The 21,664-nt window shown below is 73.5% G+C and carries 22 protein-coding genes; 6 read left to right on the top strand and 16 right to left on the bottom strand.

Annotated elements, in window-relative coordinates; genetic code table 11:
- Window positions 1-428: 428 nt before the first annotated feature.
- On the bottom strand, window positions 429-1,190 hold the full coding sequence (locus I5Q34_RS15035; RefSeq protein ID WP_199892678.1) for an isoprenyl transferase: 762 nt from the start codon (window positions 1,188-1,190) through the stop codon (window positions 429-431).
- Between the two features lie 128 nt (window positions 1,191-1,318).
- On the opposite strand from I5Q34_RS15035, the gene mgrA reads away from it, so the two are divergent.
- Window positions 1,319-2,359, top strand: coding sequence for an L-glyceraldehyde 3-phosphate reductase (gene mgrA, locus I5Q34_RS15030; protein WP_199892677.1), 1,041 nt, complete (start codon window positions 1,319-1,321; stop codon window positions 2,357-2,359).
- Window positions 2,360-2,971: 612 nt separating this feature from the next.
- Here mgrA and I5Q34_RS15025 read toward each other — a convergent pair.
- Window positions 2,972-3,709, bottom strand: a complete 738-nt coding sequence (locus tag I5Q34_RS15025; protein WP_199892676.1) for an A24 family peptidase — start codon at window positions 3,707-3,709, stop codon at window positions 2,972-2,974.
- Window positions 3,710-3,811: 102 nt separating this feature from the next.
- Here I5Q34_RS15025 and I5Q34_RS15020 point away from each other — a divergent pair, with 102 nt between their 5' ends.
- On the top strand, window positions 3,812-4,165 hold the full coding sequence (locus I5Q34_RS15020) for a DUF192 domain-containing protein (protein ID WP_199892675.1): 354 nt from the start codon (window positions 3,812-3,814) through the stop codon (window positions 4,163-4,165).
- A gap of 3 nt (window positions 4,166-4,168) precedes the next feature.
- Here the strand turns inward: I5Q34_RS15020 and I5Q34_RS15015 are convergent, their stop codons facing one another.
- The 4 genes from I5Q34_RS15015 to I5Q34_RS15000 all read right to left on the bottom strand — a co-directional run bounded on the left by I5Q34_RS15015 (window position 4,169) and on the right by I5Q34_RS15000 (window position 8,149).
- Window positions 4,169-5,419, bottom strand: coding sequence for a hypothetical protein (locus I5Q34_RS15015; protein ID WP_199892674.1), 1,251 nt, complete (start codon window positions 5,417-5,419; stop codon window positions 4,169-4,171).
- 92 nt (window positions 5,420-5,511) lie between these two features.
- Window positions 5,512-6,624: a DUF2332 domain-containing protein gene (locus I5Q34_RS15010; RefSeq protein WP_199892673.1), complete on the bottom strand. Its 1,113-nt coding sequence runs from the start codon at window positions 6,622-6,624 to the stop codon at window positions 5,512-5,514.
- Between the two features lie 63 nt (window positions 6,625-6,687).
- The gene (locus tag I5Q34_RS15005; protein ID WP_199892672.1) at window positions 6,688-7,326 is read right to left on the bottom strand and encodes an HAD family hydrolase; all 639 of its coding nucleotides are present in this window, start codon (window positions 7,324-7,326) and stop codon (window positions 6,688-6,690) included.
- A gap of 154 nt (window positions 7,327-7,480) precedes the next feature.
- On the bottom strand, window positions 7,481-8,149 hold the full coding sequence (locus I5Q34_RS15000) for a hypothetical protein (protein WP_199892671.1): 669 nt from the start codon (window positions 8,147-8,149) through the stop codon (window positions 7,481-7,483).
- A gap of 269 nt (window positions 8,150-8,418) precedes the next feature.
- Here I5Q34_RS15000 and I5Q34_RS14995 point away from each other — a divergent pair, with 269 nt between their 5' ends.
- Window positions 8,419-9,567, top strand: coding sequence for an RICIN domain-containing protein (locus I5Q34_RS14995; RefSeq protein WP_199892670.1), 1,149 nt, complete (start codon window positions 8,419-8,421; stop codon window positions 9,565-9,567).
- Window positions 9,568-10,006: 439 nt separating this feature from the next.
- On the opposite strand, the gene I5Q34_RS14990 is transcribed toward I5Q34_RS14995, so the two are convergent.
- The 10 genes from I5Q34_RS14990 to I5Q34_RS14950 all read right to left on the bottom strand — a co-directional run bounded on the left by I5Q34_RS14990 (window position 10,007) and on the right by I5Q34_RS14950 (window position 18,065).
- On the bottom strand, window positions 10,007-10,615 hold the full coding sequence (locus I5Q34_RS14990; protein WP_199892669.1) for a dihydrofolate reductase family protein: 609 nt from the start codon (window positions 10,613-10,615) through the stop codon (window positions 10,007-10,009).
- Window positions 10,616-10,655: 40 nt separating this feature from the next.
- Window positions 10,656-11,246, bottom strand: a complete 591-nt coding sequence (locus I5Q34_RS14985; protein WP_199892668.1) for an OmpA family protein — start codon at window positions 11,244-11,246, stop codon at window positions 10,656-10,658.
- Between the two features lie 4 nt (window positions 11,247-11,250).
- On the bottom strand, window positions 11,251-11,802 hold the full coding sequence (locus I5Q34_RS14980; RefSeq protein ID WP_199892667.1) for a hypothetical protein: 552 nt from the start codon (window positions 11,800-11,802) through the stop codon (window positions 11,251-11,253).
- A gap of 82 nt (window positions 11,803-11,884) precedes the next feature.
- Complete coding sequence (locus I5Q34_RS34705; protein ID WP_267911959.1) at window positions 11,885-12,502, bottom strand: pilus assembly protein TadG-related protein; 618 nt, start codon at window positions 12,500-12,502, stop codon at window positions 11,885-11,887.
- Window positions 12,499-12,675, bottom strand: coding sequence for a hypothetical protein (locus tag I5Q34_RS34700; protein ID WP_234428769.1), 177 nt, complete (start codon window positions 12,673-12,675; stop codon window positions 12,499-12,501). The genes I5Q34_RS34705 and I5Q34_RS34700 overlap by 4 nt, the downstream gene beginning before the upstream one ends.
- A 305-nt stretch (window positions 12,676-12,980) precedes the next feature.
- On the bottom strand, window positions 12,981-13,868 hold the full coding sequence (locus I5Q34_RS14970; protein ID WP_199892665.1) for a DUF5936 domain-containing protein: 888 nt from the start codon (window positions 13,866-13,868) through the stop codon (window positions 12,981-12,983).
- A gap of 12 nt (window positions 13,869-13,880) precedes the next feature.
- On the bottom strand, window positions 13,881-14,819 hold the full coding sequence (locus I5Q34_RS14965; protein WP_199892664.1) for a type II secretion system F family protein: 939 nt from the start codon (window positions 14,817-14,819) through the stop codon (window positions 13,881-13,883).
- A complete protein-coding gene (locus I5Q34_RS14960) occupies window positions 14,798-16,306 on the bottom strand; it encodes a CpaF family protein (protein ID WP_234428768.1) in 1,509 nt (502 codons plus the stop codon). The genes I5Q34_RS14965 and I5Q34_RS14960 overlap by 22 nt, the downstream gene beginning before the upstream one ends.
- Window positions 16,303-17,022 (bottom strand): TadE/TadG family type IV pilus assembly protein, encoded by a 720-nt coding sequence (locus I5Q34_RS14955; protein ID WP_199892663.1) that lies wholly within the window; start codon window positions 17,020-17,022, stop codon window positions 16,303-16,305. Before I5Q34_RS14955 ends, I5Q34_RS14960 begins: the two co-directional genes overlap by 4 nt.
- 149 nt (window positions 17,023-17,171) lie before the next feature.
- Complete coding sequence (locus I5Q34_RS14950) at window positions 17,172-18,065, bottom strand: neutral zinc metallopeptidase (RefSeq protein ID WP_199892662.1); 894 nt, start codon at window positions 18,063-18,065, stop codon at window positions 17,172-17,174.
- A gap of 320 nt (window positions 18,066-18,385) precedes the next feature.
- Here I5Q34_RS14950 and I5Q34_RS14945 point away from each other — a divergent pair, with 320 nt between their 5' ends.
- The 3 genes from I5Q34_RS14945 to I5Q34_RS14935 all read left to right on the top strand — a co-directional run bounded on the left by I5Q34_RS14945 (window position 18,386) and on the right by I5Q34_RS14935 (window position 21,485).
- Window positions 18,386-19,984: an ABC-F family ATP-binding cassette domain-containing protein gene (locus I5Q34_RS14945; RefSeq protein WP_199892661.1), complete on the top strand. Its 1,599-nt coding sequence runs from the start codon at window positions 18,386-18,388 to the stop codon at window positions 19,982-19,984.
- Between the two features lie 368 nt (window positions 19,985-20,352).
- The gene (locus I5Q34_RS14940; RefSeq protein ID WP_030366669.1) at window positions 20,353-20,574 is read left to right on the top strand and encodes a helix-turn-helix domain-containing protein; all 222 of its coding nucleotides are present in this window, start codon (window positions 20,353-20,355) and stop codon (window positions 20,572-20,574) included.
- A 119-nt stretch (window positions 20,575-20,693) separates the two neighbouring features.
- Window positions 20,694-21,485, top strand: coding sequence for an enoyl-CoA hydratase/isomerase family protein (locus tag I5Q34_RS14935; protein ID WP_199892660.1), 792 nt, complete (start codon window positions 20,694-20,696; stop codon window positions 21,483-21,485).
- The last annotated feature ends 179 nt before the right edge of the window (window positions 21,486-21,664 follow it).

Here is a 21,664-nt window from a genome sequence, read left to right as displayed (position 1 = left end):
GCCGGCCCGCGGCGGCGCGGCCACGTCACGCACACGTCGGACCCCGGGGGCCGGGCCGCACTGCCCGGCCGTCGTGGGCCTCGTCCGTTGTGCAAAGGGCCTCCCGGGCGGACGGCCCCATGCCGTCCGCTGGCAGAGCGACGGTCATTGGGCCGACCGTCGGCCTGGAGGGGATATTCCCGCCGAAGCGCTTGACCATGCAACGGCATATGCGACGAGCAGGTGAACGATTGATCTCCGTGCGGCCGGTGGGCCGCCGCGACCTGCGCGGAGCACCGGGCAATCGCCCAGCGCACATGCGGGGAGCGGACGGTGACGGACCGTGCGGCGGCCGGGCGCGGGCGGCTCCGCGGCGGCCGACGCGGGCGGGTGCGCGCCGCATAATCACCCACCGCGGTGCGGGCGTTGGCCCGCGGGACCGATACCCGTCAGTAGCCGTACCGGCGGTGGCGCGCCGCGTAATCACGCAGTGCGCGCAGGAAGTCGACCTTGCGGAAGGCCGGCCAGAAAACCTCGCAGAAGTAGTACTCGGAATGCGCGCTCTGCCAGAGCATGAATCCGGACAACCGCTGTTCGCCGCTGGTGCGGATGATCAGGTCGGGGTCGGGCTGGCCGCGCGTGTAAAGGTGCTTGGTGATGTGGTCGACGTCGACGCACTCGGCGAGTTCCTCGAAAGTCGAGCCGTTCTCGGCGGCTTCGAGGACCAGCGAGCGGACCGCGTCGGCGATTTCCTGCCGTCCGCCGTAGCCCACCGCGACGTTGACCAGTATTCCCCCGATGCCGAGGGTGTCCTGCTCGGCCTCCTTGAGCACGGTCTGCGTCTCGGGCGGGAGCAGGTCGAGCTGGCCGACGTGGTGGACGCGCCAGCGGCCGTCCGCCGCGAGGCCGCGGACGGTGTTCTCGATGATGCCGAGGAGCGGCTTGAGCTCCTGGGCGGGCCGGTCCAGGTTGTCGGTGGAGAGCAGCCACAGGGTGACGACCTCGACGTCCGTCTCGTGGCACCAGCCGAGCAGTTCGCTGATCTTGTCGGCGCCCGCCTGGTGGCCCTGCTCGGTGGTCCGGCCGTCGGCGCGGGCCCAGCGGCGGTTGCCGTCGAGGATGACGCCGATGTGCTTGGGGACCTGGGCGTGGTCGAGGCGGCCTTCCACCCGGCGTGCGTAGAGCCTGTACACCAGGTCGCGCAACTTCACGTTTCCAGCCCCTCCATGCCACTGCGGTTCCCCGCCACATCGCGGTCGCCCGAGGGCGCCACATTACTGCCAGCGTGTCGCGGGAACCCAACTCGGCCTGTCACCGGAGCGTGATAGTCAGTGGCCACATGACCGATTCGCGTTACCACGCGGCCGAAACGCGCTACGACTCCATGGAGTACCGGCGCAGCGGCCGGAGCGGCCTCAAGCTTCCCGCCGTCTCCTTGGGACTGTGGCACAACTTCGGGGACGACCGCACCCTCGACTCCCAGCGCGCCATTCTGCGCCGCGCCTTCGACCTGGGCGTCACCCACTTCGATCTGGCCAACAACTACGGCCCGCCGCCCGGTTCCGCCGAACTGAACTTCGGCAAGCTGTTCGCCCAGGACTTCCGGCCCTACCGCGACGAGCTGGTGCTCTCCACGAAGGCCGGTTACCTGATGCACGCCGGGCCGTACGGGGAGTGGGGCTCGCGCAAGTACCTGCTCTCGTCCCTCGACGCGTCGCTGGGCCGAATGGGCGTCGATTACGTGGACGTCTTCTACTCGCACCGCTTCGACCCCCACACGCCGCTGGAGGAGACGATGGGCGCCCTGGCGTCCGCCGTCCAGCAGGGCAAGGCGCTGTACGCGGGCGTGTCGTCCTACGGCGCCGAGCAGACCCGGGAGGCGGCCCGGCTGCTGCGCGCGATGGGCGTCCCGGCGCTGATCCACCAGCCCTCGTACTCGATGATCAACCGCTGGATCGAGGACGACTCCCTGCTCGACGCCCTGGAGGAGGAGGGCATGGGCTGCATCGCCTTCGCGCCGCTCGCGCAGGGGCTGCTCACGGACAAGTACCTGCACGGCGTCCCGGAGGGCTCGCGCGCCGCCCAGGGCAAGTCGCTGGACCCGGCGCTGCTGACCGAGGACGTCGTCCGCCGGCTGCGCGGGCTGAACGAGATCGCCGCCCGGCGCGGCCAGTCCCTCGCCCAGCTGGCCCTGACCTGGGTGCTGCGGGACGAGCGCATGACCTCCGCCCTGATCGGGGCCTCCAGCGTGGGCCAGCTGGAGGCCAATGTGGCCGCGCTGGGCGGGCCGGGGCTCGCCAAGGAGGAGCTGGACGGGATCGACGCCCTCGCGGTGAGCACGGCGGGGGTCAACATCTGGGCGCGCCGGGGCGAGTCCTAGCCCGTTCCGGAGCGGACCGGAACGGACCGGCGACATACCTGCGCGATACCTGCGCGGAGTCGCACGGATTCCTACGGAGAGTGACATCGCCCCAAGAAAAACGGGCCGGTCCGTGGGGGGGATACGGACCGGCCCGAGGGGGGGTTTCCACCATAACCGGTCGGAGGGGGTACTTCATGCATCGACAAGGGTGACGCGGCGCCCGAAGCTGACTCCCCGAGGGGTTGTTGATCTTGAACTCGGGGGTTCGGGCGCCCTCTCGAAACCCCGCAAAACCGCTCCAGCGCTGGGCCTACGGTGTAGAACCGGCCATCCGGCCAGGGCCTCCGGAACCGCCCCGCAGATTCCTCGAAAATGTTGCGCAAAGTCATCGCCGCCTTGACGCGTCGGTGCTCCTCCGTGACGTTTTCGTCGCTCAGCGCGTCGTATGAACTGCACCGCTCCGATCTCATTCGGGCCGGTCCGGGCGCATCCGGACGGGTCCAGGCCGATCCGGACCGGTTGGCACCGCTCTGGGACGGCGTCGAAGCGTCCGGTCTCCGGGACAGGTCCGGATGCGGAACATGGGTCCGGAGCGTCCGGCGGACGCCGCAGACGCCTCGGGAGAGGACCTCACGGCCGCACGGCCCAGCCGCCCGCCAGCACCCCGAGCCACGCCCCGGATATGAGGAACGGACCCAGCGCCATCGTGGCCCCCCGCCCCACCCCGCGGGTCAGCATCAGCCATATGCCGTACACCGAGGCCAGCAGCAGCCCCGCGAGCCCGCCGAGTATCAGCACTCCCCAGCCGTACCAGCCCAGGGCGCAGCCCAGGCCCACCGCCAGCTTCACGTCGCCGAAGCCCATCCCGGCCGGGTGGACCAGGAAGAGCAGGAGGTACGCGCCGCCGAGGGCCGTACCGCCCAGCAGGGCCCCCGGCCATGAGCCGGCCGCCCCCGGCACCGTCGCCGCCGCGCCCAGCAGGGCGGCCGCCCCGGCCGCGAGCGGCAGCGTCAGCACGTCCGGCAGCCGGCGCACCGCGCGGTCAACTCCCGCCAGCAGCACGCCCACCGGCGCCGCCAGCAGCCACACCACCAGCTCCGGGCGTGCCCCGACGGCCGCCGCGGTCCCCGCGCACACCGCCGCCGTCGCGCCGGCCGGCCACAGCGCCCCGGGCCCGTACCGCCCTCCGCAGGCCGCGCACCGCGCCCGCCCCGCCCAGCCGCCGAGCGCGTGACCGCACGGGGCCGACGCCCGCCACGCCTCCCCCGGCTCGACGGACAGCCGGTACAGGGCGCGCGGCACCAGCGTCCCCGCGAGGGCGCCGTACAGCCCGGCCGCCACGGCCGTCACGATCAACCACCAGTCCATGGGCCGAGGTTACGGATCCTCCGGCCGGCGCGCCGGGCCCTGTGGACAACCCGGCGACTGTGGATAACGTGGTCACCCCCGGCCTCCCCGAAAGGCATCACCATGCCCGCATGGCACGACGGCCACTCCCAACTCACAGTAGATCAAGGCGATTCCGTTCCCGTCGAGATCGCCGCCTCGTACCGCGCCCGTACCCGGGGGCTCCTCGGCCGGGCCGGGATCGACGGGGCCCTCCTGCTCACCCCGGCGAGCTCGGTGCACACCTTCGGCATGCGCTTCCCCATCGACGTGGCCTATCTGGACCGGGATTTGACCGTCCTGGCCGTGCGCACCATGGCCCCCCACCGCCTCGGCGCGCCGCGCCCGCGGGCGCGCCACGTCCTGGAGGCGTCCGCCGGGGCCATGGCGCGGTGGGGGCTGCGCAGGGGCGTACGGCTCCGGGTCGGCGCGCGGTAGGGCCTACCGGCCGCCGCCCGCCCGCCGCGCCAGCAGCACCCATCCCCCGAGTCCCAGCAGCAGCGCCGTCCCCGTGCCGACGCCGGCGTACCCCGCGGCGCGCAGCCACCCGCCGTCCGCCGCTCCGGCCCGGGCCGCCGCCGGACGCCCGCCCAGGATGCGCGGCAGCCCGTCCGCCGCCGGGTCCTTCCGGGCGGGCGCGAGGCCGACCGCCAGCCGGACCGGCACCGGGTCCGAACGGCCGCCCGCCGCCTTGGCGTTCAGGCTGACCTGGAGGAAGTACCCGCCGGCCCGGCCCATTCCGCGCTCCGCCTCCCCGCCCCGCAGGGCGCCCGGCCCGGCGGCCGGCGGGGTGGCCAGCGCGACGGCCGCGGCGGATCCGCCGTACCCCTCGGTCCGGTTCATCACATGGCCGCGCGCCGCGTCGCTCAGGCCGAGCCGCACCCCGTTGGCGACGTAGGGCCCGGACGCGCTCCCGAACGCCGCCTTCGCGAAGAGCTGTTGACCGGCCGGGACGGTGACGCGGTAGAAGCGGGTCTCCCCGGGCCGGATCCGGTCCCGCCACGTGCCGGCGCCCACCCGTACCGCGTCGTTGAACCCGCTGCCGCCGGTGACGTCCCGGCCGGGACCGGCCGGGCCGGACGGAGCCTGCGAACTCCAGCTTCCCGGGCCCGAGTCCGACACCGGGGAGCCGGTGGCCGGGCGGGCGGCCGTGTGCTTCAGCTCCAGCGGCAGCGGCGCGGCGTCGCCCCCGTCGGCATCCCCGCGCGCGACGACGAACCGGTAGGTCCCCGCCGCCCCGCACGCCCCGCCCGTACCGGCGAGGCGCTCCGTGTGGTCCGCGAGCGGGTACGCGCCGCCCTCCGCCAGGAACGAGCGGTGCCGTGCCGGGCCGCACGGGGTGCCGTCGGCGGCGCGCAGCGACACGTCGATCCCGTCGCGCAGTCCCATCGCGCTGCCGGGCCGGGGCGCGGCCACCGCCGAGACGTACGCGTCGGACGCGGCGTCCAGCCGTACGCGGTAGGACTTGCGCTCGCCCGGCGCGAGGCGGTCCGTGTAGGTCCGTCCGCCCGCCTCCAGCAGCGGCCCGTCCGCGTCCTCCGGCGCGCCGCGTACCGCCTGCGCGCCCGGGGCCGTCCGGTACGCCGCCGGTGTCCGCGCCCCCTCGGCGGCCCGCGCCGGGTGCGCCCCGGCCGTCACGGTCAGCGCCCCCAGGGCCGCGACCGCCCGCAGGCCCGCCCAACCGCCGTTCACCCGCCGTCCCCCTCACCCGCCACCGTGATCCCTGGAGGTCCATCCTGCCGCGCGGGACGGGGAGTTCGCGAGGGACACGACACGGGTGGGCGTCAGTCGTCGAGCGCGGTGGCCTCCGTCGCACGGGCGTCCAGGCCCCACGGGTGCGCCTCGGCGAGGACCTCCGGCGGCCCGTCGCCGAGGCGGGCGGTCAGCACGAACCGGTGGACTCCGCCGACGCGGCGCGGCTCGAACGCCAGGTGGGCGAACCACCCGGCGCCCGGCCCGCGTCCGGCCCGCCCGAGCCGGTCGAGCTCCGCCTCGGCCCGGGACCACTCGGCGGGCGGCACGTACTGGCGCATCACCGAGTGCCAGACCACGGTGAGCGTTCCGGGGCGCGGCGCGGTCGTGGCCAGGAAGTCGGCGGCACCCTGCCGCACCACGCGGGCGGGCACCTCGCGGGCGAGGGCCAGCGCGCCCGCGAGGCGTTCCGCCCGGCGGGGCAGGTCGGGCCAGAGATAAGCGCGCAGGGCGAGGGCGTCGGCGGGGTCGTGCGGGTCCAGGGGACCGACGTCGCAGCCGAGGCGTTCGACGACGGTCAACGCGGGGACACGGGCGGCGGCCGCGGCGATGCGGGGCGGTGGCGTGCCGTCCCGCCAGGCGCCGTCCAGGACGACCGGCGATCCGGGATCGCCCCAGCCCCAGGCGGACTCCCGTCCTCCGGCGGCCGCCCGGATCCGGAAGCGGTCCGCCCGCAGGTTCAGCCCGGCGCTCGCCCCCAGCTCCAGCAGCCGCACGGGGGGCGGCTCGGGCAGCCCCAGGTCGTCCAGGACCGTCAGCAGGCCGGCGATCAACTGGTTGGCCCGGCCGACCTCGTTGGTCTGCGGCGGGCGGCGCATCCAGGCCGCGACGTGCTCCGGGTGCTCCGCCACGGCTTTGCGGAACGGCTTCCAGGCGGCCTCCGGGTCGCCGGGGCGCGCGTAATGCGCGGCCAGTTCCGGCGCGTGCCCGAGCAGGACGAGCGCGTGGACGGCGCCCAGCAGCCGCAGCGCGACCGCCGCCGGTCCGGGCGCGCCCTCCAGCGGCGCGACGGCGTCGGCGCAGGGCCCGCCCGCCCGGACGTCCTCGGCGGCCCGGGTCAGCAGCGCCGCGTACAGCGGCGAGCCGAGCTCGGCGCAGGACCGGGCCTGGGTGTCGATGAGGTCGGCGGTGCGGGCGCGGGTCATGGGGCCCACGGTAGGACCGGCGGGCCGGGCCGGAGGTATGGGATCGATCACGTACGGAATCGATCACGTACGGACGGGACCCGTGAGATAGCTGTGCAGCCAGGCGGGGAAGTGCCCGAGCCCCGGCAGGATCACCTGCGCCCCGGCCGAGCGCAGCGCCTCCGCGGCGCAGAAGCCGCTGACGACACCCACGGCCAGCGCTCCGGCCGTACGCGCGCAGCGCATGTCGACGACGTCGTCGCCCACGTGGACCGCCGCGCCGTAGCGGCGCAGCGCGACGGCCCTGCCCCCGGTCCACAACGAGCCCTCGACGACGTCGGGTTCGATGCCGAGGTGGTCGAGATGGAGACGGGCGTTGCGGGAGTGGCGCGCGGTGAGGACGAGCACCCGCCCGCCCAGGGCCCGGACGGCGCCGACGGCCTCGCGGGCGCCGGGCATGGCGGGCGAGAGCGTGATCCCGTGCCGGGGGTGGTCCGCCACGCAGACCTCCCGCGCCCCGGGCACCCGGTCCTCCGGGAACCAGTCGCGCAGCTCCTGCTCCAGCGGGTGATCGACGCGGGCGGCGGCCACGTCGACGTCGATGTACGCGCCGGTGGCCGCCGCCAGGGCCGCGTACGCGGCGCGGACGGCGGGGCGGGTGTCGACGAGGGTGAGGTCGAGGTCGAAGCCGACGGTGAAGCGGTGGGGGGAGAGGTGGTTCATGCGGCGCAACCGTGAGAAGGGGGTGACCCGGCTCGCCCCGAGGGGGGATCAGGGAGGCGAGCCGGGCCGTTGCGGCCTTGCCGATCGGGGGTGTTCGGCACGGCCGGTCGAGGGGCCGTCTGGGCGGGGGCCCGGCCGGCGGGGGCGCCGTGGGTCAGTTCACGCTGCGGAAGACCTTCGCCTTCCGGGTGGAGCAGGACGCCTTCTCGGCACCCGTCATGGGGCGGGTCTTGACGACGACCGCGTTGTGGACGCCGTCGGTCCCGTTGGGGGCGGGCCCGGTGATCGTGTCGCCGACGTACCAGTAGTAGTGGCCCGCCTTGGGGGAGTCGTAGTGGGTCTGCCAGGTGCCGGACACGTTCCGCATCACCTGGGCCCGGGAGATCCAGCCGACCTCGCCCGGCTTGACGGTCATCCCCAGGGTGCTGGTCTCGGAGTGCGAACTCGACCAGGTGTGGCTGTAGTTCGCCTGCACACTGACGTCGATGATGCCTTCGATCTTGCCGCCGACGGATATGGTCACGCCGGCCGTGTCGCTGGAGCCCACCGTGTCGGACCAGCTCATCGACTGGGTGGCGTCCGAGCTGGTGCAGTTGTGGAGCTCGTCGGAGACCCGCTTGTAGTTGCCGAGGTAGGCGGCGCCGAACCGGGGATCGTTGAAGGTGCACTTGCCGGCACCGGAGGCGCAGTCGGCCATGACCTCCCGGGGGCTGAGGTCGGCGGCCGAGGCGGGGAGGGCGGCGACCGCCACCATGCCCATCGCGGCGGCCGACAGCGCCAGGGCGCGGCGGCCGTACCGCCGCCGTCTTCTGCATTCCGTCATGAACGGATTCCTCCTCGGAGCGTGGGGGGAACGGCGAGCGGGGTCGTGGGGCCCGGATCGGTCGCCGTGCGATGCGGACGACACTGGTCCGAATGTCCGGCCAAATACACCAAGAATTGGCAAAGTTGTTGTTGATCACTCCACTTTGCGGTTAATCCGCAACGACCTTTCCGCACAAGGGACTTTCGGCCCTGGGCGGTGCGCCGCGCCGGCGCTTGCATGATCAACACGCCGAACAGGCACCCCCCACGCACTACGGAAGAACCCCCATGACTTCACCGACCCGGCCGAGAACCCCGCGCCGCTGGATCGTCGCGGCAACAGTCCTCGCCACGGCGACGGGCGCCGCCCTGACCGCAGCGGGCACGGCTTCCGCGTCCGACACCCCCGGCTCGTACACCGACTACGCCTTCCCCGGCGCCGCCAAGGGCCTGTCGAACGTCACCTTCCGCACCACGGTCACCAAGGACCCCGGTCGGGCGGCCAATGTCTTCTGGAGCCACCAGTTCGGCTTCACCAAGGGAAACGGCGCGTACACCGGGATGCAGGCCAACGGCCCCGGCGAGAAGCGCACGTTCCTCTTTTCCGTCTGGGACGCGACGGAGGCGAAGCCGGGGTCGAAGGGCAGCTACTGCGTCGACTTCGGCGGCGAGGGCGAGGGCAAGAGCTGCCGCATCAAGTACGACTGGCAGCAGGGACATACGTACCGCACCCGGGTCGCCCACGAGGGCAACCGCTGGTTCGGCGTCACGGTGACCGACGAGACCACCGGCGCCTCCTTCAAGCTCGGCAGCATCCGCGCCGCCTCGGACCGGGTCTCGCCCGACGGAATGGTCGACTGGACCGAGTACTTCGAGTGGAACGACGACCGGGCCTCCTGCAACGACCAGCCCTATTCGCAGGTGCGATTCGGGCTGCCGCAGGGGGACGACGGGAAGGTCACCGCCAAGGTCTCCGGCACCAAGGCCAGTTCGAGCTGCGCGGACATGAGCCGCATCGACGTCACCCGCGACGGCAGCGTGCAGAGCAACGCGATCGGCAACTCGGTGCGCGGCGCGGTAACCGGCCCCGGAGGGAAGGCCGTCGAGGCCGACGGCGGTACCGCCTTGCTGCGGCCGCCGACCGGGGCCGACAACCAGCAGTGGGTCCTCGGCAAGGACAAGGCCCTGCACCTGATGACGAGCGGCCTGTGCCTGGACGTGGCGGAGAGCGGGACCCGGAACGGCACCCCGGTCCTGGCCTACGACTGCAACGGCGGCGCCAACCAGCGGTGGGTCCGCGACGGCAACGGCGGCCTGCGCAACCCGGCCTCCGGCCGCTGCCTCACCGCTCCGTCCACCGCCGCAGGCACCCCCTTGCAGATACGCGACTGCACCGGCACGGCCAACCAGCGCTGGACGGTTCCCGCCACGCCCTGACCGCCCCTGCGGCGTCCACACCGTCCCCGCTACGCGAGGGGTTGGCCGGGGCCGGCTGTCGGGTGCGGGTGGGGAGCGGCAACGAGGGCTCCGGTGCGGAAAGCGGGCAGTTTGGTTCTGCCGCAAAGGGCCCTCCATGGCCGATCACACCCCAACTGCCCGCAATCAAGGGCGCAACGACCACGCCGCCACCGCGTCCGCTCCGGACCACCCCGCCCCACCCACTGCCCCTCCGGGCCGGACCCGGAGGGGCAGCTGTACCACCGTGCCCAACCCGCCCACGTCGACAGCCAGCCCTCCGCCCCCGCCCGCCACCACCGGTGACCCGCAGCCGAACGGCCGGCCCCGCCCACCCCCTCGCGTAGCCGGCCATCTTTGGGCCCGGAGGGCCCGAGACGAGGCGGGCGGCCGACGAAGCACCATGCCGCCCCACGGGTGGCTACGCGTCCCGCGCGTCCTCGCCCCGGTCGTACGTCAGGAACACCGCGCCGCTCTCCATCACCACATGCCCCGACAGCGTCCACACGCGCGGCGCGAAGCCGGCCGACTCGGCGAACAGCGGAATGCCCGTGCCCGTCGTCAGCGGGCCCAGCTTGATGATCAGGCGGTCGATCTCGCCGTAAAGAGAAGCCGCCAGTTCGCCGCCGCCGATGAGCCAGATGTCCTTGCCGGGCTGCTGCTTGAGCTCGCGGACCTTCTCCGCCGGGTCGGTGGCGACGAGTTCCACGGCCGGGGCCGGGGCCTCGGTGAGGGTGCGGGAGAAGACCAGGTGGCGCAGGTGGGGGTACGCGTCGGGGATCCCGGCCTTCAGGCCGATCTCGTACGTGCGGCGGCCCTCCACGACCGTGTCGAAGTGCGTGCCCTCCGCCGTGACGCCGAGCGCGGCGCGGGCGGGGGCCGGGAGGATCTCCGGGTACTCGGCGACGAGGTGCTGGATGTAGTCCGCGGGGACCGGCCAGAAGCCGTCGGGGCCGGTGGGGTCCGCGCCGTCCGGGCCCGCGATGTGACCGTCGATGGTGGAGGCGATGCAGTACACGAGCTTGCGCAAGGAGGACTCCTCGGTGGTGGCCGAAAACCGTTCTTGATCATCATCCCCTGCGCGGGAAGGTGACCTCCACCCTGCGGTTCTTGCGGCGGCCCTCCTCCGTGGAGTTGTCGGCGATCGCGTACTCCTCGCCGTACCCCCGGATCTGGTAGGTGACTGCCGACGAGGCCAGTTCCTGGGCGAGGCGGCGCTGGACCGCGTTCGCGCGTTCCTTGGAGAGGGCGACGCCGTGGTCGGCCGAGCCGAGGTCGTCGGTGAAACCGAAGACGCGGATCGTCGTCGCCCGCTGCTTCCTGGCCTCGACGGCGATCACGCCGATGCGCTGCCCGGCCGCCCCGCCCAGCTCGGCGCTGTCCTTGTCGAAGAGGATCTCCGTCTGGAGGGCGAACGTCACGTCCACGTTGGTGTCCTCGCGGCGCTCCCCGCCGTCGCTGCCCGTCTCCACGACGGACTTGATGTCGAGGACGCGCCCGGGGGCGAGCCGCGCGCCCTTGCGCAGCTTCAGGCCGGGGGCGGTGGGGTCGAGGCGGACGGGCGGGGTGGTGTTCGCGGGGTCGCCGGGGCCGGACGCGTGAGCGGGCGCCGCCGCGAGGGTGGCGACCAGCACGAGTGCGGGGAGCAGCAGGCGGGTCACCGGGTCACCCCGAGAGCCTGATGCGGACGGTGGGCATGGTGGGGAGCTGGAAGTCGACGGCGGTGATCTCGGACGGGGGTGCGGGGAACTGGGCGAAGAGAGGGCGGGATTCGCCCGGCTTGATGTTCGTCAGGCCCGTCGTGCACAGGCACTCGCCGTCCGTGTCGCGCAGCACGAGGTAGCGCTTCTTGCTGCGGTCGTCGACGAGCGAGGCCCCGGATATCGCGGATCTCGATTTCAGCCCGGTCTCCTTGGACCGCCATTCGAGCGCGTCGAAGACGGCCTTGCCGCGATTGGTGACGGAGCCCTGCACGGTGACGAAGCCGCCGCCGTCCCGGACGGCGGAACTGATCGTCACCACCACGTCGTCGGGGCCCTTGAGCTCCCCCAGCGTGCCGGCCGGGGCGGAGTCCTCGGAATCCGCGACCGGCCGGGAGCTCCCCGGGCTGCCGCCGCCGTCGTCCTTGTCCCCGCTGTCCCCGCCGCATCCCACCGCCGCCGCGGCCAGCGGGACCATGAGGGCCATGGCCGCGAATCTCCGGTGCCCTGCGCTCATCGCTCGCATTCCTTCGCTCGTCGGTCCCGTCGGTCCCGTCGGTCGCTCATCGGTCCCGTCGGTCGCTCATCGGTCCCGTCGGTCACTGGTCGGTGGCGGCAAGCCGGACGGCGAACAGGGCCCTGGCGTCGAGGAGCGGGTCCATGTGCGCGGGGTCGACCGCCAGCTCCCGTCCGTCGTCGCACAGCAGGAGGAACGGCCCGGCGCGCGGGACGTCCCCCGGCCCCGGGCGGCAGCGCGGCTCCACCACGGCCCGCGCCGAGGCCCGCGCGTGGGTGTCCTCCGTGCCGGGGACGACCGACTCGCCGACCGCCCTGCGCGTCCGCACCGTCACGTCGAACGAGGTCGCCGGCCCGGGGCCCGTGGTGACCTGACACCGCTCGTCGTCGGCGTCGTTGCTCCCCGCGAGCCGGGCCGCCTCGGAGCACGCGGCCCGCGGGGGATCCCCGAGGCCGGTGAGCCAGCGCCGTCCCGCGTCGGCGGTGCCGACGTCCCGCAGGAAGCCGGCGAACACCTCGTCCCGGTAGCTCTGCGCCGCCGCGAGGGCGGACGCGTCGGCCGCCGACTGCGCGCCGTTCCTGGCCGCCCCGGCCATGCCCACGGCGAAGACCGCGAGGGCGACGAACAGCAGGCCCGCGACGGCCACGACGTAGACCGGGAACGCCTGCCCGGCGTCCCGCGCTCCCCGCGCGCGGCTCAGGTGATCTTGTGGATCTGGTCCATGACCGCCTTGGCGATCACCGTCCCGAAGTCCGTCGTCGTCAGCACCAGCACGATCGCCACGACCACCGCGATGATGCCCAGGTACTCGACCGAGGTCTGCCCCCGGTCGTCCTGGCCCCGGAATCCCTGAACCCGGAAACGCTGCCCCATCCTCTTCCCCTCCGCGGGCGGCCGGTCGGTTGCGGTTCTGCGGGTGAGTCCACGTACGCGTACCGTCACTCGCCGCACGGGAAACGTACGCCCAAACGCCAGGCGCGGAACAGTGCGCATGCCCCACTTCTCCCCCATCGCACGGAAGTTGGAATATCCCGCGCATCACACGCCGCACCTCCGTTCCGGCAGCAAGTCCCTCCGGGAGCTGTTTCCGGGCGACGACGACTGTCCCACAACTAATTGCAGAAGCGAAGAGTCTTCACACAACTCGCGCTTCTTCAAAAGCCCTTGCGGCTGTCGCCTCACCGCCCCGTCACCGTCCCGAAGTCCACCCCGGAGCCGAGGAAGAAGCCCGCCACCATCAGCGCCAGCGTCCCCGGCACCATGAACGTCGTGATGATCACGGTCGCCTTGGGCACCGCCCGGGCCGCGCGGCGGCGGGCGTTCTGCGCGTCGGTGCGGCGCATGTCGTCGGCGAGGTCCATGAGGGTGTCGACGATGGGCGAGCCGAGCTCCTCGCCCTGTTGCAGGGCGGAGACGAACTGGGCCACCTGCTCGGAGTCGTTGCGCCGGCGCAGGCCCTCGAACGCCTCGCGGCGGCTGACGCCCATGTCCATCTGGCGCAGGGCGATGCGCAGTTCGTCCGCCCAGGGGCCCTCGTAGCGCTCCGCGACCCGGTCGAGCGCCTGCCGGAAACTCAGCCCGGCGCTCACCACGACGGCGAGGACGTCGAGGAAGTCCGGGAGCGTGCGCTCGATCGCGACGCGCCGCTCGCGGACGGCGGCCCAGATGCCGACCTCGATCCAGAACAGTCCGAAGGCGACGAGCAGCAGCGCCACCAGCCACTGCCCCTTCGCGACCATCACGAGCGCGCCGCCGAAGCCCAGCGCTCCGTACACCGCCCGGCGGGCCGCGTAACGGTCCACGGTCAGGCCGCCGGGGTTGCCGGCGCGGTCGATGCGGGTGCGGATCCGGGCGACGCGCCGCTCGCCCATCAGGCGCAGGACGAGCGGGGCGCCGCGCATGCCCAGCCGGTCGACGGCCGAGCCGACGGCCGAGGTGCGGGTGGCCCCGACCTCCAGCGCGACCGCCAGGTCCGGCGGCAGCTTCGCCTCGCCCCGGCACAGGGCGACGGCGTGGCAGACGCCGGCCACGGAGGCGGCGGCCAGCAGGGCGAGCAGCGGTCCCACGGGACGGACCTCCTAGACGTCGATGCGCGACATGCGCCGGATGAGGAAGAAGCCGATGCCGTAGAGCACGAACGCGCCGACCACGGCGAGTTGACCGGCCACCGAACCGGTCATCCGGTCGATGGAGCCGGGCGCGATGCGGTCCATGAGGAAGAGGGTGCCGATGCCCATCAGCGGGACGACGTACGCCGTGGCGGTCACCTGGGACAGCTGGGTGCGGACCTCGCGCCGCGTCTCCTTGCGCTCCTCCAGCGTCTCGGTGAGGTTGCGCAGCGAGCGCACGACGGAGCCGCCCGCCCGGTTCGACAGCACCAAGGTCGTGACCAGGACGACGAGTTCGCGGGAGGGAAGGCGTTCGGCGAGCTCGCCCAGGGCGTCGTCGACGGAGTGGCCGACGGCGAGCCGGTCGGCCACCGCGGCCAGCTCCTCCCCCGCCGGGGCGTCCATCTCCTCGGCGGCCATGCCCAGGGCGGTGCGCAGGGCGAGTCCGGCCTGGGTGGCGTTGGCGAGGATGCGGGAGAGCTCGGGGAGCTGGTTGATGAACTTCTCGATCCGCTTGCGGCGTTGGCGGCCGAGGAAGGCCGAGGCGGACCAGACGGCGACGACCGCGGCGATCGGCCCGAAGAACGGCGCGAGGGCGAGGGCCGCCACCAGCCACAGCGCGGCGGCCGCGGCGAGCGTCCGGAGGGTGAAGTCGCCCGGGGTGACGGCCAGTCCGGTCGAGGCGATGCGCCGTTCCAGACGGCGGCCGAACCGGGTGGCGCGCAGCCGCCGGTCGAAGCGGGCGAACGGCCGGGGCCGGGGGGCGGCGGCTTCGTCGTGGGCGCCGGCGAGGCGGTCGACCAGGGCGGCGTGCTGCTGCCGTCCGGCCAGGTACGTCCGTACGCCGGCGACGGCCAGCGCGCCGCCGAGGAGGGTGGCGCCCAGGGTCAGGAGTGCGGTTCGGTCCATGGTCCGGTTGCCTCGCTAGGTCGGCTCGTCGGCTCGTCGGCTCGCTGTGTCGGCCGCTGTGTCGGCTCGTCGCGCGGGCGTCCGGGGGCGGCGTGCCGGCCCGCGGCCCGTACGGCCGGAAGCCCGGCTCCGGCCGGAAGCCCAGCTCCAGCCGGAGGTCCGCCGACGCCGAACGCCTGCGGCACCGGCTCGTTGGCCAGGCGCAGCCGCTCCGCGGCCCGGTCCGGGAGCGGGAGGTGGGCGAACGCGCCGCGCACGACGCGGTCCGCGCCCATCGGCAGGGCGTCGAAGCGGACGGCGGTGACGAGCCGGTACTCCGCGCCGTGGGCGTCGTTCGCGGGCCCGTGCCCGCCACGCGGGTCCAGCAGCGCCACCTCGGTGATCCGCCGCGAGCCGTCCGGTCCCCGGGTGAGCTGGACGACGCAGTCCACCGCGCTGTCGATCTGGTCGCGCAGCGCCTCGTAGGGGATCTTGACCTCGGACATGGACGCGAGGGTGCGCATGCGCATCAGGGCGTCCTCGGCGGAGTTGGCGTGGACGGTGGCGAGCGAGCCGTCGTGGCCGGTGGACATGGCCTGGAGCATGTCGAGGGTCTCGCCGCCGCGGACCTCGCCGACGATGATGCGGTCGGGGCGCATGCGCAGGGAGTTGCGCACCAGGTCGCGGATGGTGATGCGGCCCTTGCCCTCGACGTTCGGCGGGCGGGCCTCCAGCCGGATCACATGGCCCTGTTGGAGCTGGAGTTCGGCCGCGTCCTCGACGGTGATGATCCGCTCTCCCTCGGGGATCAGTCCGGAGAGGGCGTTGAGCAGGGTGGTCTTGCCGGAGCCCGTGGGGCCGGAGATCACGATGTTGAACTTGGCGCGGACGAGGGCGGCGAGCAGCATCAGCGTCGGCTCGTCGAGCGTGCCCATGCCGATGAGTTCGCGCAGGGTGTAGACGCGCGGGAAGCGGCGGATGGTGAGGGTGGCGCCGTTGAGGGCGAGGGGCGGGATGATGACGTTGACGCGTTCGCCGCTGGGGAGGCGGGCGTCGACCATGGGGTGGGACTCGTCCACCCGGCGGTTGACCGTCGAGACGATCCGCTCGATGGTCTGCATCAGCTGCTCGTGGGAGGCGAAGCGGACGGGGACGGCCTCGACGCGGCCGGACCGTTCGACGAAGACCTGGTCGGGGCCGTTGACCATGATCTCGGTGACGGTCGGGTCCTCGAGGAGGGGTTCGAGGATGCCGAGCCCGAGGGCCTCGTCGACGACCCGGCGGACGAGCCGGTCGCGCTCGGCCGTCGACAGGACGGGCCCCTCGCGGCTGATGATGTGCCCGAGGACGCGCTCCAGCCGGCCGCGGCGCTCGGCGGCGGCGAGCGCGGACATCTCGGCGAGGTCGATCTCCTCCAGGAGCTTGGCGCGGTAGACGGGGACGAGGTGGTCGGCCTCCCGCCCGGCGGCGGGCGTCTCGGGGGCGACGATGCGGGCGCGCAGGCTCATGGCGTGCCCCCTGGCGGGGGGAGGGGGGCGGCTCTTGGCGCGGTTTCGGGCGCGGCTCCGGAGGCGGTTTCGGACACGGCTCCGGAGGCGGTTTCGGACACGGCTCCGGAGGCGGTTTCGGACTCGGCTCCGGACACGGCTCCAGGCGCAGTCCCGGGCACAGTTCCGGACGCTGTCCCGAACGCGGATCGGGGCGCGGTTCCGGACCCGGTCCTGGACGCGGCTCCGGGCGCGGCCCCGGACGCCATCCCGAACGCGGATCGGGACGCGGCCCCAGGCACGGCCCCGGGCACGGCCCCAGGCGCCGGGCAACGCATGGTGGCGTGCCGGGTGACGTGGAAGTCCGTGCCCGGGACGATGCCGGGGACGCTGACCTCGACGGTGGCCGTGACCTCGGCGCGCCCGTCGCAGTCCGGGGCGTCCGCCGTGTCCGCGCGGTCGGCGACCCAGCCGGTCATGGCCTCGTGGGCTGCGTCCGCGGGCGTGGTGCGGGGCTCGTCGAGGGTGGCCGTCCGCGCGGCGGCCCGGGCACCGGTGCCGGCCTGCTGGGCGGCGAAGGCGGCGAGTCCGAGCTGAACGGCGACGAGGGCGACGAGCAGGAGGAGGGGGACGAAGCCGATGAACTCGACGGCGGCGGAGCCGCGTTCCCGCGCGAGGGGCGGGATTTGCCCCTGACCCGCCCTTTCACCGTTTCCCGGGGAGACCCCGGACCCCATCCGCCCTTCGGGCGGAGTCCTCAAACGCCGGACGGGCTGATTCGGTGCTTGAGGACCAACGCGGCGAAGCCGCTTTGCACCCTGCGCGGAGCGCGAAGAAACGGTGAAAGGGCGGGGCAGGGGCAACCTCCCCAGGGCCGGCCCGCCCGTCAGCGGAACGTGTCGCAGGCCGCGACGCTCCCCGTCCGGTAGCCGGTCGTGAACCACTGCTGGCGCTGCGCCGCCGACCCGTGCGTCCAGCTCTCCGGGGTGACCCTCCCCTGGAACTTCTCCTGGATGCGGTCGTCGCCCACCGCCGCCGCGGCCGACAGGCCGTCGCTGATGTCCTGCTGCGAGAGCTGCTTGATCAGCGGCCGGCCCGTCGCCGGGTCCGGGGTGGTGGTCGCGTGGTGCGCCCAGACCCCCGCGTAGCAGTCCGCCTGCAGCTCGACCTTGACGGAGTTGCTGGTCTCGCCGGTCCGCCGGTCCTGGGAGCGCGCCAGCGTCCCGGCCAGGTTCTGGATGTGGTGCCCGTACTCGTGCGCCACCACGTACGCCTCGGCGAACGGTCCGCCGCGGGCCCCGAACTTGTCCGTCAGCTCCTTGAAGAAGCCCAGGTCCAGATAGACCTTGTGGTCGCCGGGGCAGTAGAACGGCCCCACGGCCGAGGTCGCGGAGCCGCAGGCCGTGCTGGTCCGGTCGGTGAAGAGCTTGGTCTGCGCCGGGTTGTACGAGCGGCCGCCGCGGGCGAACTCCTGGCTCCAGAAGGACTGGGCGCTGTTGACGACGCCGACGATCCGGCAGTCCTCCCGGGTGTTGGCGTCCCGGCCCTTCTTGCAGGTCTGCGCCACCTGGCTGTCCGTGCGCGTGGTCCCGGACGAGTCGCCCGGCTCCCCGGACGACAGGCCCAGCTCCTGCGGCCCGATGCCGAAGAACAGCCCGGCGAGCAGGGCCAGCAGCCCCACGACGCCGCCGCCCACGGTCAGCCCGCCCCCGGGGATCCGGCTGCCCCGCTCGTCCTGCACCTGCGAGGTGTCGAGATCCGCGTCGTCGTCGAACTGCATGCACCGCCGCCTTTCCCACGGGGCCGTCACCCCGAGTATCCGTTCACCACCCGGTCCGTGCCCGTCCGGGCCGTTCGGAACGGTAGTGAATCCGGGCGTACGGCGGCGAACCCGGCGCGGGCCGGGCGGCGCGTCACCGGCGTACGGGCACGCTCCGTGCGCCCCCGAATCTGCCGTCGGGCCGGGAAATCCGCTTGCCCGCCCCCGTTAGACTCTTCCCCATGGCTTCTCTCCTCGTGCATTAGACGGCGCCGCCGCGTCCGCAGCGGCCGAGTTCGCCCACCCCCTCCCGCCGTCCCCCCTGCCCAGGAGTAGTTCCCGTGATCACCGCCTCCGGCCTCGAGCTGCGCGCCGGCGCCCGCGTCCTCATCGAGTCGGCCTCGTTCCGCATCGCCAAGGGCGACCGCATCGGCCTGGTGGGCCGCAACGGCGCGGGCAAGACCACGCTCACCAAGTGCCTGGCCGGTGAGGGCATCCCCGCCGCCGGCACCATCAGCCGCTCCGGCGAGGTCGGCTACCTCCCGCAGGACCCGCGCACCGGCGACCTCGACGTGCTCGCCCGCGACCGCGTCCTCTCCGCCCGCGGCCTGGACTCCGTCCTGCGCAAGATGCGCGAGAACGAGGACCGCATGGCCAACGGCCAGGGCGCCACGCGCGAGAAGGCCATGAAGAAGTACGAGCGCCTGGAGACGGAGTTCCTCACCAAGGGCGGGTACGCCGCCGAGGCCGAGGCCGCCACCATCGCCGCCAGCCTGGGCCTGCCCGACCGCATCCTCGCCCAGCCGCTGCACACCCTCTCCGGCGGCCAGCGCCGCCGCGTCGAGCTGGCCCGGATCCTCTTCTCCGACGCCGACACGCTCCTCCTGGACGAGCCGACCAACCACCTCGACGCCGACTCCATCGCCTGGCTGCGCGACTACCTCAAGACCTACCGCGGCGGCTTCGTGGTGATCTCCCACGACGTCGACCTGGTCGAGACCGTCGTCAACAAGGTCTTCTACCTCGACGCCAACCGCTCGGTCATCGACGTCTACAACATGGGCTGGAAGCTCTACCAGCAGCAGCGCGAGGCCGACGAGAAGCGCCGCAAGCGCGAGCGGCAGAACGCGGAGAAGAAGGCCGCGGCCCTCAACTCGCAGGCCGACAAGATGCGCGCCAAGGCCACCAAGACCGTGGCCGCGCAGAACATGGCCAAGCGCGCCGAGCGGCTGCTCAAGGGCCTGGAGGAGGTGCGCGCCTCCGACAAGGTCGCCAAGCTCCGCTTCCCCGAGCCCGCGCCCTGCGGCAAGACCCCGCTCACCGCCGAGGGCCTGTCCAAGTCCTACGGCTCGCTGGAGATCTTCACCGACGTCGACCTGGCCATCGACAAGGGCTCCCGCGTCGTGATCCTCGGCCTCAACGGCGCGGGCAAGACCACGCTGCTGCGGCTGCTCGCCGGGGCCGAGAAGCCCGACACCGGTGAGGTCACCCCCGGCCACGGCCTCAAGCTCGGCTACTACGCCCAGGAGCACGAGACGCTCGACCCGGACCGCACGGTCCTGGAGAACATGCGCTCCTCGGCCCCCGACCTGGACCTGGTCGAGGTCCGCAAGACGCTGGGCTCGTTCCTGTTCTCCGGCGACGACGTCGACAAGCCGGCGGGCGTGCTCTCCGGCGGTGAGAAGACCCGGCTGGCCCTGGCCACGCTGGTGGTCTCCTCGGCGAACGTCCTCCTCCTGGACGAGCCCACCAACAACCTCGACCCCGCCAGCCGCGAGGAGATCCTGGGCGCCCTGCGCACCTACAAGGGCGCGGTCGTGCTCGTGACGCACGACGAGGGCGCCGTGGACGCGCTGGAGCCGGAGCGCATCATCCTGCTGCCGGACGGCGTGGAGGACCTGTGGGGTCCGGACTACGCGGACCTGGTCTCCCTCGCCTGAGACGCGCCTGAGCCGCTCCCGCGGCTCGCTTGATCAGTCCCGTCCCGATCATTCGGCCGATGCGTGATCCTTCATATGAGTGAGGACGGCTCGTACCCCGGTGTGGTGGAACGCTCCGGCGCACGCAGGGCACCGGCCGTCGGCCGTCTTCCGCTCCCGCACTCCCCGCTCGGTCCCTGACCTGCCGCTTCACCGGGCCACCCGTACGGCCGTACGGCCGGTCCGGGACGGAATCCCCTGCTCCGGGCGCTGTCCGCGGCCCGGATCGCGGAAACCTTCTGTCATCGACCTTGCCGAATGGGTGGCCAGGATCCCGGCAAGGGGTGATCATGAGAGACAAGAGGCGCATCTCCCATGAGGAGGCACGGGTGGCCGAGACTCTGAAGAAGGGCAGCCGGGTGACCGGCGCCGCGCGCGAGAAGCTCGCGGCAGACCTGAAGAAGAAGTACGACTCCGGTGCGAGCATCAGGGCGCTGGCCGAAGAGACCGGCCGCTCCTACGGCTTTGTCCACCGGATGCTCAGCGAATCCGGCGTGATCCTGCGGGGTCGCGGCGGGGCGACGCGTGGCAAGAAGGCCGCCTCGGCCTGACACCGCGCACCTGTCGGGCACTAAGCATGGACGGTGCCACCCGGTCGGCCGTTCTTCCGGCCGGGTGGTTACTGTGCAGTCACTTGTTGCTGACTGCAGTTCCGACTCCGGAGGCTTCCATGACCGCCCCGCAGGCCCTGCTCGACCAGGACGGCGTGCGGCTCACCGTGCTCGACGCGGTGGCCACCGTCACGCTGAACCGTCCCGCCAAGCGCAACGCCCAGTCGCCCGCCATGTGGCGGGCACTCACCGAGGCCGGGCGGCTGCTGCCGGGCAGCGTGCGGGTCGTGGTGCTCCGGGGTGAGGGCAAGTCCTTCTCCGCGGGCCTCGACCGGCAGGCGTTCACGCCCGAGGGGTTCGACGGGGAGCCGTCGTTCCTGGACCTGGCGCGCGGTTCCGAGGCTGGCCTCGACGCGGAAATCGCCGCGTACCAGCGGGCGTTCACCTGGTGGCGGCGGAACGACGTCGTCTCCATAGCCGCCGTGCAGGGCCATGCGATCGGCGCGGGCTTCCAGCTCGCCCTCGCGTGCGACCTGCGGGTCTGCGCGGACGACGTGCAGTTCGCCATGCGCGAGACCAGCCTGGGGCTGGTGCCGGACCTGGGCGGTACGCAGCCGCTCGTCGGACTGGTCGGCTACGCGCGGGCGTTGGAGATCTGCGCCACGGGGCGCTTCGTGCACGCCGCCGAGGCCGAGCGGGTCGGCCTGGCCAATCTCGTCGTGCCGGCCGGCGAACTCGCCGCCGCGACGGACGACTTGGCGGCGGCCCTGCTCGCGGCTCCGCGGGACGCGGTCATCGAGACGAAGGCGCTGCTGCGGGGGGCGGCGGGGCGCTCGTACGACGAGCAGCGGGCGGAGGAACGGGCGGCGCAGGGGCGGCGGTTGCGCGACCTGGCGGGTCTGGGGGAGTAATTCTCACCGCCCCGCCCTTTCACCGTTTCTTCCGGGGCTCCGCCCCGGGGCCCGGTACCGCGCGCCGCGCGGGGGTGGGGGGGGGGGGGGGGGGGGGGGGGGGGGCGGCGGGGGGGCGGGCGGCCGCGCCGCCCCCCCCCCGGGCGCCGCCCCCCGCCCCCCCCCCCCCCCCCCCCCCC

This window comes from Streptomyces sp. AV19, from assembly GCF_015999245.1.
Classification (GTDB): Bacteria; Actinomycetota; Actinomycetes; order Streptomycetales; family Streptomycetaceae; genus Streptomyces.
The sequence above is the reverse complement of the archived record's forward strand: the minus strand, read 5'-3'. Positions and strand labels throughout refer to the sequence as shown.